Origin of the sequence: Candidatus Cryosericum odellii, assembly GCF_003570935.1 — a bacterium.
GTDB classification, from domain to species: Bacteria; Caldisericota; Caldisericia; order Cryosericales; family Cryosericaceae; genus Cryosericum; species Cryosericum odellii.
Genome location: NZ_QXIU01000245.1, coordinates 1 through 10,239 on the forward strand (window position 1 = coordinate 1; position 10,239 = coordinate 10,239).

Annotated in this window: 10 protein-coding genes and 1 pseudogene; 10 read left to right on the forward strand and 1 reads right to left on the reverse strand. The window is 55.3% G+C overall.

Annotation, left to right across the window (positions count from 1 at the left end):
- Positions 1-10: 10 nt before the first annotated feature.
- The 10 genes and pseudogenes from SMC5_RS09945 (at position 11) to SMC5_RS09990 (ending at position 9,927) form a co-directional block, all read left to right on the forward strand.
- Positions 11-736, forward strand: coding sequence for an ABC transporter ATP-binding protein (locus tag SMC5_RS09945; RefSeq protein ID WP_119120587.1), 726 nt, complete (start codon positions 11-13; stop codon positions 734-736).
- Positions 729-1,460 carry an ABC transporter ATP-binding protein gene (locus tag SMC5_RS09950; protein WP_119090087.1) on the forward strand — a complete coding sequence of 244 codons (732 nt, stop codon included), beginning with the start codon at positions 729-731 and terminating at the stop codon, positions 1,458-1,460. Before SMC5_RS09945 ends, SMC5_RS09950 begins: the two co-directional genes overlap by 8 nt.
- A 213-nt stretch (positions 1,461-1,673) precedes the next feature.
- Entirely contained in the window at positions 1,674-2,840 is a 1,167-nt protein-coding gene (locus SMC5_RS09955) for a LeuA family protein (protein WP_207799213.1), read from the forward strand.
- 211 nt (positions 2,841-3,051) lie between these two features.
- Positions 3,052-3,885 (forward strand): annotated as a pseudogene (locus SMC5_RS09960) (butyrate kinase); the annotation flags it as partial.
- A gap of 78 nt (positions 3,886-3,963) precedes the next feature.
- The gene (locus SMC5_RS09965; RefSeq protein ID WP_119088303.1) at positions 3,964-4,833 is read left to right on the forward strand and encodes a phosphate acyltransferase; all 870 of its coding nucleotides are present in this window, start codon (positions 3,964-3,966) and stop codon (positions 4,831-4,833) included.
- 59 nt (positions 4,834-4,892) lie between these two features.
- Positions 4,893-5,675 carry a sugar phosphate isomerase/epimerase family protein gene (locus SMC5_RS09970; protein ID WP_165846716.1) on the forward strand — a complete coding sequence of 261 codons (783 nt, stop codon included), beginning with the start codon at positions 4,893-4,895 and terminating at the stop codon, positions 5,673-5,675.
- Between the two features lie 123 nt (positions 5,676-5,798).
- Positions 5,799-6,059 (forward strand): UxaA family hydrolase, encoded by a 261-nt coding sequence (locus tag SMC5_RS09975; RefSeq protein WP_207799214.1) that lies wholly within the window; start codon positions 5,799-5,801, stop codon positions 6,057-6,059.
- On the forward strand, positions 6,060-7,244 hold the full coding sequence (locus SMC5_RS09980; RefSeq protein WP_119088300.1) for a UxaA family hydrolase: 1,185 nt from the start codon (positions 6,060-6,062) through the stop codon (positions 7,242-7,244).
- 118 nt (positions 7,245-7,362) lie between these two features.
- Positions 7,363-8,658, forward strand: coding sequence for a lactate racemase domain-containing protein (locus SMC5_RS09985; protein ID WP_119120586.1), 1,296 nt, complete (start codon positions 7,363-7,365; stop codon positions 8,656-8,658).
- A 69-nt stretch (positions 8,659-8,727) separates the two neighbouring features.
- Positions 8,728-9,927, forward strand: a complete 1,200-nt coding sequence (locus SMC5_RS09990) for a M20 metallopeptidase family protein (protein WP_119088298.1) — start codon at positions 8,728-8,730, stop codon at positions 9,925-9,927.
- 87 nt (positions 9,928-10,014) lie between these two features.
- Here SMC5_RS09990 and SMC5_RS10860 read toward each other — a convergent pair.
- Positions 10,015-10,239, reverse strand: a 225-nt coding sequence (locus SMC5_RS10860) for a hypothetical protein (protein ID WP_165849072.1), incomplete at its 5' end; no start/stop codon positions are given.

Consider the following 10,239-nt stretch of genomic DNA (forward strand, 5'->3'; position numbering starts at 1 on the left):
GAGAATGAGTATGGCAAACATTTTGGAGACGAAGGCGCTGACCAAAAGATTCGGGGGAATCGTCGCTAACCGCGGCATCAATTTGGCGATTGAACAAGGCAAAACCACGGGGCTTATCGGTCCCAACGGTTCCGGAAAGTCCACGTTTATCAACCAGATTTCGGGTATGTTTCCTCCGACTTCTGGAAGCATCCTCTTTGAGGNNGGAATTGCGAGAACCTTCCAGCGAATCCAGCTTTTCGGCCATCTGAACGTCGTCGAAAACGTGCTTGTATCGCGGTGCAAGTTCATGAGGGCTTCTGCTCTGGACATCGCGCTGGGAACGGCAAGAGTGCGACACGAAGAGAAGGCTCAGTTCGATAAGGCGATGGAGTTCCTTGGCATAGTCGGACTTGACGGGGACGCGTGGAAGCTGCCTTCGAACTTGCCGTATGGAAAGAGGCGAGCGCTGGAAATAGCCCGAGCACTTGCACTTGAACCTCTACTTCTTCTGCTGGACGAGCCTGCGGCCGGAATGACCAAAGAGGAATTCGTGGAGATTCTGCGGATCATGGAGATCTTGAAGGAGCGGAAGATAACCATGCTCCTCGTTGAACATACCATGGAGTTCATCCGCAAAGCTGTCGATCGAGTATACGTATTGAATTTCGGCGAAGTCATCGCGCAGGGGTCATTTGAGGAAATCGAAAGAAACAAGGCGGTTATCAGTGCCTATCTTGGAGACGAAAATGAGTGAGAAGACGGAAGAACTGCTTCGAATTAAGAATCTCACTGTCATGTACAATGGGATAACCGCCCTTCGGTCGATCTCGATGACTGTCGACAAAGGAGAGGTCGTATCTGTCCTTGGCCCGAACGGAGCCGGCAAGACTACGCTGTTGCGCGCTATCTCCGGGCTTGTGAAGCTGGAAGTGGGCTCGAGCATACTTTTTTCCGGAAAGGAAATTGTTGGGTATCAGCCGTACAAGATAGCGTGCGAGGGCATTGCCCACGTTCCCGAAGGGAGACAGGTCTTTCCAGCGATGTCAGTGAACGAGAACTTGGAAGTCGCTACAACAAGGGTATCGCGCGGTCTCAGGAAAGGGCGTATTGACTCCGTATACCAGTTGTTCTCGGAACTTGCGGGTAGAAAGAACCAGCAGGCGGGATCCCTGAGTGGCGGCGAACAACAGATGCTCGCGATCGGTCGAGCCATAGCGTCAGGATCCGAGCTGATTCTGATCGATGAACCTTCCATGGGTTTGGCCCCTATCATTGTGCAGAGGATATTCCGGACTCTCAAGGAAATCGTGAAGGAGACTAGACTCACCCTGCTCCTCGTGGAACAGAACGCGAAACTCTCATTGCCCCTGAGTGACCGCATCTATGTGCTTTCTCAGGGATCGATTGCGATGGAAGGTCCCGTGGCGGAGATTCACGATAACCAGATGATTCAGGACATGTACTTTGCCAAGGGCTGACGCCTGAAGGGCGCTGCATCGACTCACGATCGTATCAGAGCCGAGGTGTTTCGTAGAATGCCTTGGCAATTTGCAGTTCCAGAGCGGACATGGACATGGAGGTCCTACTTGATGGCTAACACATTGAAAGAACTTGCAGGGATGCCAATGAAGGGTTCTCCCTATTTTGACGAGAATCGTTGGGTTTCCCCCTTGAATTTCCTGGATGGAGCCATGGCTAAGCGGCTGCCCAAGAAGGTCGCTATCCACGACGTTACCCTAAGGGACGGAGAACAGACTTGCGGTTTGGTGTGGCGAGAGGATGACAGAGTAAGGATTGGGGAAGCTTTGAACGAACTCGGTGTCGATCGGATCGAGGTTGGCATGCCGATCATATCCGAAGAGGAAGGCAATGCCGTGAGACGGCTCAAGAAGATGAAGCTGAACAGCGAGTTGGTGGCATTCTGCAGGGCTATGCCCAAGGATCTGGATGCTGCGCTGGAAGTGGGCGTCGATCGAATCATTGTGGAACACGCAATCAATCCTTATCTCAACGAGTACGTCTATCACAGAACCATGGAACAAGTCGTAGACACTGTCACGGACTGCATAGAATATGTCAAAAAGAACGGTACCAAGGTCAGTTTCATGGGATGGGATGCCACTCGTGCCCCGATTGACTATACGCTGGAAGCGTTCAAGCGGATCGCGCACAACGCTCATCCTGAGACGATGGCATTTGTGGACAGCTTCGGCGTCGGGACTCCATACGCGATCCAGTTCGCTTTCGAGGAACTGCGCAAGGTCGTTCCTGAGGAAACTGGGCTCGAATTCCACGTGCATAATGAATTCGGAATGGCCATGGGGTCGGTCATTGCAGCCATAGTCGGCGGCGCGCGCACCATCCACTCTTCGATCAACGGATTAGGCGAGCGGACGGGCAACGTTGCCACAGAACAGGTTGCTGCAGCACTGAAGATCCTTCTCAACATAGACACAGGCGTGGATATCTCCAAGATTGGGGAAGTGTCGCGCTTGGTGCAGGATATCTCACACATAGCTCCGGCCGACAACAGTCCTGTTGTCGGTGGAAGGCTTTTCTGGGTTGAGTCGGGCTCCGTTGTCGATGCATTGGACAGGCTGAACAGCGCAGGAATTCAGGCTGCCATGACTCCCTATATGCCACAATTGGTTGGAAGACCCGGACCATTCGTCAAGATTGGAGCGTTCAGTGGAAAAGCCAGCATAAGGTACTACGTCAGACTGAGAGGGATCGAAGCGACCGAGGAGCAGCTCGAAGACATTCTCGATAGGGTCCACGCCGAGGGACGAATCCGCAAGGCCGTGCTGGAAGATTCTGTCCTCGAGAGCATTACTGCAAGTGTTATGGGTAAGGCCTGACCTAGGTGCTTATCCTGGTAGTGAATCCCGGGTCGACGTCGACCCGGGTCGCGCTATACGAAGATGGGTCATGCAGAGATACCTCCAGACTTGAACACGACAGTGCGACGCTGGACAAGCCCCTGTTCCCGGATCAGTATGACCTGCGANNGCCTACCTCAGGAACCAGAAGGTAGATCCGCGTGAACTTGCCGCCGTTGCGGCGCGCGGAGGAAGGCTCAAACCTGTTTCTTCGGGGGTCTACCGAGTGAACGAACAGATGGTCCGGGATGCCCGTGAGGGACTGCAGGGTCAGCATCCGGCCAATACTGCTGTTGTTCTTGCGGCGGAGATTGAGCGGACGTATGGAGTACCCGCGTATTCTGTTGACCCCATCAGCGTCGACGAACTCGACGACGTTGCCAGGATCACCGGGTTGAAAGGCATCGAACACGCCTCGCTGTCACACGCCTTGTCCATGAGGGCGGTGGCGAGACGGGCTGCAAGAGAACTGGGATTCGAGTACAGGAACACAAGACTCATTGTGGCGCATCTTGGTGGGGGCGGATCGATCAGTGCTCATTTGGGCGGGCGCATGGTAGATCTCTACAATAGTGATCAGGAGGGACCTTTTGCCGTGGAGAGAGCAGGGGGGCTTCCCAGTTTGAAACTACTGGAATACTTGAAGGACAGAGGACTCTCGTTTGCCCAGGGAATCAGAACGCTGGCCCACGAGGGGGGACTGTACTCGTATTTTGGCGTTCGCAATATGCAGGCGATCGAAGATCTGGCGAGCAAAGAAACGGGCGGGCGGGCCGTCCTCGATGCGTATGTGTACCAGATAGCCAAGGGTGTCGCGAGCTTCCTGCCGATCTTCTCGGGAAAGGTAGATGCCGTGGTCTTCACTGGTGGGGTGACCTGCAGCACGAGCATACAGAAAGCTCTTGAAGAGAGACTCTCCTTTGTGGGGAAGATACTCTGGTACCCTGGAGAATTCGAAATGGATGCCCTCGCCGACGGAGTAAGGGCGGCGCTGCTTGGGCAGGAACAAGTTCGTGACTATTGATTGGTGTTGCTCACGGCCTTCGATTTGACGCAAAGGCCCTGACGGCTGCTCGGAGACCGGAAAAGGAGTTCACAGGCAATGAAGAGAGATTCAGACGCTTTTGCCGATTGTGTTCACAGAGCGGAGACACTTAAGGGAGATTTCAGGGTCGCCTTGGTCTGCCCTGATGCCGAAACAGCCCGTATGGCAAGTCTGGCAAAGGAAAGGGGTGTCGCTGAGCCGATCGCTTTCGGTACACAGAACGTGGCCGGAATCGAAACCCGCGTGGTGGGAAGCCCCGAGGAAGCTGTCGAAGGAGCTGTCGAGCTCTGTCTCCAGGGTGGGGCAGACACAATCATGAAAGGTCTCCTGAACACCCACACCTTCCTGAAGGCTATCGTGAAATCTCCTTTCAAGACGGGCTATATCACGCATTGCTCGGTTCTCGCAATACCTGGCTTTGAGAAGCCTGTTGTTGTGTCAGACGGAACCGTGACCCCGTTTCCCAACTTGGCGCAGAAAGTCGAGATAACCAGAAACGCCATACGCTGCGCGCAGTTGCTGGGGAAGAATGTCGTCAACGTGGCTGTCTTGAGCGCTAACGAACTTATCCTGCCTGGAATTCCATCTGGCAATGATGCAGCTATCTTGTGCAAGATGGCAGAACGTGGGCAGATCGCATCAGCGGTAATCGACGGCCCGATGGCGCTGGACTCAGCCTTCTCAAAGGAGGCCTGTGAGAAGAAAGGGCTCCATTTTGCCTTCGAGCCGCCCGCCGATGTCTTGATTGCTCCTGACCTCGAGAGCGCGGCGATGTTCATCAAATCGATGGTGCATCTTGCCGGAGCGCAAGTAGCTGGTGTCCTCTGGGGCACAAGGAATCCCGTCGTGCTCACGTCGCGCGCTGATTCCGAGCGTGCAAAGTATGTATCGCTCTGCCTCTGCAAGTTAGCGGTGAGCCGACAATGAAAACCTCGTATATGTGGGTGGATCCTAGTCTTCCCCGGGATCATACCATCACCGGTTTGATGATGCCGCTTCCAGAGGCTCTTTCTGCAGTGAAAGATCTCGGATTCGACGGTGTCGAACTGATGATAGGCAACCCCGCGAGTTTTGATGCAGAGACTTTCGAGAGGCAGGTCAAGGATCATGGACTGTCCACTAGTCAGATCTGTACGGGCGAGCTCTTCGGCTCGTACGGGTTGGCACTGAATCATCCCGACGTCTCGCTGAGGAGCGCAGCTATGCGTTCTGCTGAGGACGTTATAAGGATGGCTGGCCGGTGGCAGTGTACGGTCGGGATTGGGCGATTTCGCGGGAAGGTCTGGGATTCGGATCCCGGAGTGTCCATGGGACGGATGGCCGATTCCTTGAGGCATTTGAACAAAGTGGCTGAGGACGAGGGAGTGGACATCCTCTTGGAGCCATTGCGGCGCGATGTCTGCGATACGCTGAATACAGTGGCCGAGACGGCAAGTGTCATACAGGCATGGAGGTTGGACCGGTTTGGATGGCTCCTGGATACCGATCATGTAGATCTTGGTCAGACCGAAAGCATACGGCGAGAAGTCCGGTCACTTGGCTTCGTGCATCTCGCAGATTCACGGCATATGCCGCTTGGGCGAGGCGATATACGATTTGAAGATTATATTGCACTTTTCGCCAGCTTGGGGTATCAGGGTTATTGTAGTGTTGAGGTATTCCCAGACCCGAGTATAAAGGACGAACTGCTCTTGGAGGAAATGGCCGAGAGATTATCGGAATATTTCCGCAAGGCAAATGTCAGGAAGGAAGAAAGCCATGCAGACTGAGCCCCTCAGAGGGAACAGTCTCGAAAACAGCGCGTATCTCAGCATTAAGGGCATCGTTGCCCATTAATGAGGAATGGATCTCGGCCAACAAGGGGGAGTAAAGCAATGAAGCGGGGACTTATCATGAATAAACTGGACAACGTCGCCACTGTGTTGGACGACGTGGCGGCCGGAGAGACGGTGACGATCAGGGGATTGCCCTCGATCGTGGAGATATCCACGCTTGAAGAGATCCCGCGGGGGCACAAGATCGCCTTAGTCGACATTCCAGTGGGGATGGACGTCGTGAAATATGGCTTCCCGATCGGTTATGCCCTCACGGATATTCTAAAGGGCTCTTATGTTCATGTCCACAACGTAGGAAGCAAACGGACCGAGGAGTGAATGATGAAGACTCTATACGGATACAGACGACCTGATGGCAAGGTGGGTTTCCGGAACTGGACTCTGGTCATGCCAGCTGTCGCGTGCGTGAATCATATAGCCGCACTTATCGCTAAGGATATTCCGGGTGCAGTGGCGGTACACCACGAGGTCGGATGCGCTCAAATAGGCGCCGATTACAGACAATCGCTTCGAACCTTGCTAAATACGGGATTGAACCCCAATGTAGGGGCCGTTCTTCTGGTAGGCTTGGGCTGCGAACGGGTGGACCCGCGCGAGCTGGCGGAAGAGATCGCTGCTTCCGGCAAGAAGGTAGAATTCATTGTGACGCAGGAGCTGGGAGGCACGAACGCCACAATAGAGGCGGGCAGAAAGATTGTCACTGACATGTCGGAACAACTCGCGAAAATACATCCGGAGGAAGTGCCGCTTTCGAGCATCGTGCTCGGTGTCGAATGCGGTGCAAGCGATTTTTCCTCAAGTCTCTCCTCCAACCCTGTCGTGGGGTATGTGGCCGATACGATATGCGCAAACGGCGGGAGAGCGGTGCTCTCCGAGACAACCGAGGTAATCGGAACGGAAGAAATCCTGACCAAGCGCTGTGCAAGCCCTGAAACAGCCACAAAACTGGTTGACCGCATCAAGCGAATGGTCGAGTACAGCAGGAGCGAAGATAGGGACGACATAGAAGGCGTAGCGGTTCCAAACAACATTTCACCCGGCAATGTTCGAGGCGGACTCACTACCATCGAGGAAAAATCCCTGGGTGCAATTTCCAAGGGAGGCTATTTCTGCCCTATAGTGGGAGTCGTCGAGTATGCCGAGCTGATAGGAGATAGACCGGGGCTCTGGTTCATGGATTCTCCCGGCTATGATCCTGAATGTACGACGGGGCTAATGGCATGTGGAAGCACGCTCGTGCTCTTCACTACCGGGTTGGGGACTCCTCTCGGAAATCCCGTAACGCCTATCATCAAGGTGACGGGCAATCGCGTGACAGCGGTCAGGATGCGGGACGACATCGATATCGACGTGTCGGCGGTCCTCGAAGACGGAGTTTCGCTCGAAAGCGAAGCGGCCGTGATGCTCGATACCCTCATCGACGTGGCGAACGGAAAGCAGACGCGATCGGAGGCCCTGGGATACCGCGATTTCGGTATTACGAGGATCGGTCCGAGGCTGTGATCATAGGCGGGCGGATTCGAATGACGCGCGCTTTATGGGCGGTTGAAGCGAGCGATTGTTCATATCGACCAACTATTTTGACGATACGGTTGGACGTTGGTTCAATCAAGGAGGACAAATGAGTATTGCAGAAACTATTCCAGAATCTGATTACGACACCTTGAAGGTTAGGATGACTGCATCCGATTTCATCTCCATTGACCGCTCCGCGATGAAAAGATTGTATGTCGCCCAAAGCAGACCCGCAGTCCTGCCAAAATACGGCGAGACTTTACGGAAAGCGATCGAAGGGGCCCTCGATGACTCATGCGGAAGAAGCCTTGCTGAGGCCGTCGACGTGAGTAGGCCTGTGATGCTTGTGATAGACGACCATACGCGCGGAACGCCGACTTCTTTGGCGCTCGAAGTGCACTATGAGCGTCTCCGTTCTATCGGGGTGAGCGATGACCAGATGACGATCCTTGTCTCGGCAGGTACCCACCGTCCTATGAGCGCGGAAGAGGTCAGAAGCAAGACGGGGGAAATCGGGAAGCGCCTCAAAATAGTCCTGCACGACTGCAGTGACCCGGAAGGGTTGTTTCTGGCGGGAAAGATCGACGAAATTCCAGTCTGGCTGAATAAAAGGCTAAGAGATGCTGGTACGGTGATCGGGATCGGGAGCGTCGTCGCGCACAAATTTTCCGGCTGGTCCGGCGGCGCCAAGATCATCTGTCCGGGCCTCACGGGATACGAGACCATATATCGCTGTCACTACAAATCGATCGTCGAGGAGAGAATTGTCCCCGGACAGTGCGAGAACTGGTTCCGCAGTTTCATCAACAAGGTGGGGGACCTGGCCGGCCTAAAATTCTGCGTCAATTTCGTGCCGACTGTGGGAGGAATAGTTGGGGTGGCAGCGGGAGAACCTAGGGAGACGCTGAGCAGGAGTATCTCGCTGGCGGAAAACGCCATGACGGCCTGTTTCCCGGAAAGGTTTGACCTCGTCATGGTCTCGTCCTTCCCCGCGACGACCGATCTCTGGCAGAGCGGCAAAGGATTTTACATCGGCGAGATGCTCGTCAGGAACGGAGGAACCCTCGTGCTAGTGACACCTCTCGATGAGGGGCTTGGCGACCATCCCGACTTCATCGCGCTCTTGGACCGAAAACCCTCTGACATCCTTGGTCTGCTCGACAGCAACAAATTGTCCGACCCTCTCGCTGCGGTGGCCGCATACGCAATTCGCCGGATCGGCGAGCGCTGTAAGCTGAGGATAGTCACCAGCAATGCAGCGCTGCATGGGCAGCTTCTTCTCGGGGCTCCCATCACAGGCGATCTTGCATCGGTCGTGCTCGAGGCTTTTCCGTCCGGGTGCGGATCAGCGGGCCAGCTTAATGACAGTTACGTCCTTCCAAAAATAGTCACACAGGCCTAGGCTTTTTGCAGCGCGCTTCCTGCCCGGTCCACGTGCCGCAGCGGAAAAAGCAGATAGAGGAGAACAGAGATGATGGACTTCAGTCTTTCCGAAAAGGTGCGTCGTAGGATCAAGGATATTCTTCCGGAAGCGATGCATATCCGACACCAGATTCACTCTCTTCCGGAGACCAAATTCGAGGAACAGAAGACTATGGCCCTTATTCGGGGCTTTCTCTCGGGCGGCAAAACCGAGCTTTTGGAGCCAATGATCGGGACCGACACTGTCGGTCTCCTCAGGGGAGGGATGCCGGGGCCAACCGTGCTGCTTCGCGCAGATATCGATGCGCTGCCGCTGGAAGAAGCCTCCGGCAAGGACTGGCGTTCGACCATCCCCGGCAAGGCCCACTCCTGCGGCCACGACGGCCATACCTCGATGCTTTTGGCTGCCGCTAAGGTGCTCGAAGAATCGACGGAGGAACTCGCGGGGAATGTACGTTTCGTGTTTCAGCCGGCTGAGGAGGAAATCGGCGGAGGAAAGGCCCTCGTTGCCAAGGGCCTTCTCGATCTCGCTCCTCGACCCGACGTCGCCTTCGCGCTCCATGGATGGAGCGGTCTCGGTCTCGGAATGGTGAGCGGGGCTCCCGGACCGACAATGGCGGCAGCGGACAGCTTCATAGTGACGGTCCGGGGCAAGGGTGGTCACGGCGGCCAGCCACACAAGACAGCCGATCCCATAGTGGCTGCCGCTCAGGCCATAAGCTCCATACAAACCATTGTGTCTCGCTCGGTCGATCCGCTGAAGCCCGCTGTCGTTTCGATATGTACAATACGCGGCGGCTACACGAGAAATGTTATACCGGAAGAAGTCGTATTCGAGGGGACGGTACGCTATTTTGACAAGGACCTGCAAACCTTTATCCGCGATAAAATGGATTCGATCGTGGGGGGAGCCTGCGCCTCGGGCGGATGCACTCACACCCTGGACTTTTTGGAAGGATACATACCGATGGTCAACGATGGCGGTGCTGTGTCCGCCGCACGTTCCATCGTCGCCGGAGCCCTCGGCGCTGGTGTCTGGACGGATGATCATCCTCCCTCCATGGCGACCGAGGACTTCGCTTACTACCTGAACCGTATTCCCGGATGTCTTCTGCGGCTTGGGCTTGGTACTGATTGGCCCCGTCTCCATAGTCCGGAATTCGATTTCAATGACGACGCGCTCGAAACGGGGATCACCCTCCTCGTATCGCTCGCCTTGGGATACGGGAGAATATTTTCAGCAGCCTAAAATTGGCGAACGCTACTAAGGAAGCTCTTGCGCAGTACGAAATGCGCTCAAGCCCCGGGACGTAATCGGCTACCATGCGGACAGGGTTCAACTGCTGTGCTTCCGTACCCTCTCGTCGAACCCCTGCGCTATGCGGTGGGCGATGACGAGGTAGTGGTCCAGAAGCAGGGCGCGATCCTCAGCAGATGTCTCACCTGATGCCGCAAGCACCGCCTCGCAGGCTCGGGGACGTTCCAGCTGTTCGACAAACACTGCGTAGGCTCGTTGGGCAGCAGCGTTGCCACAGATGGAACGCTCGATGAAGTCGAGCTC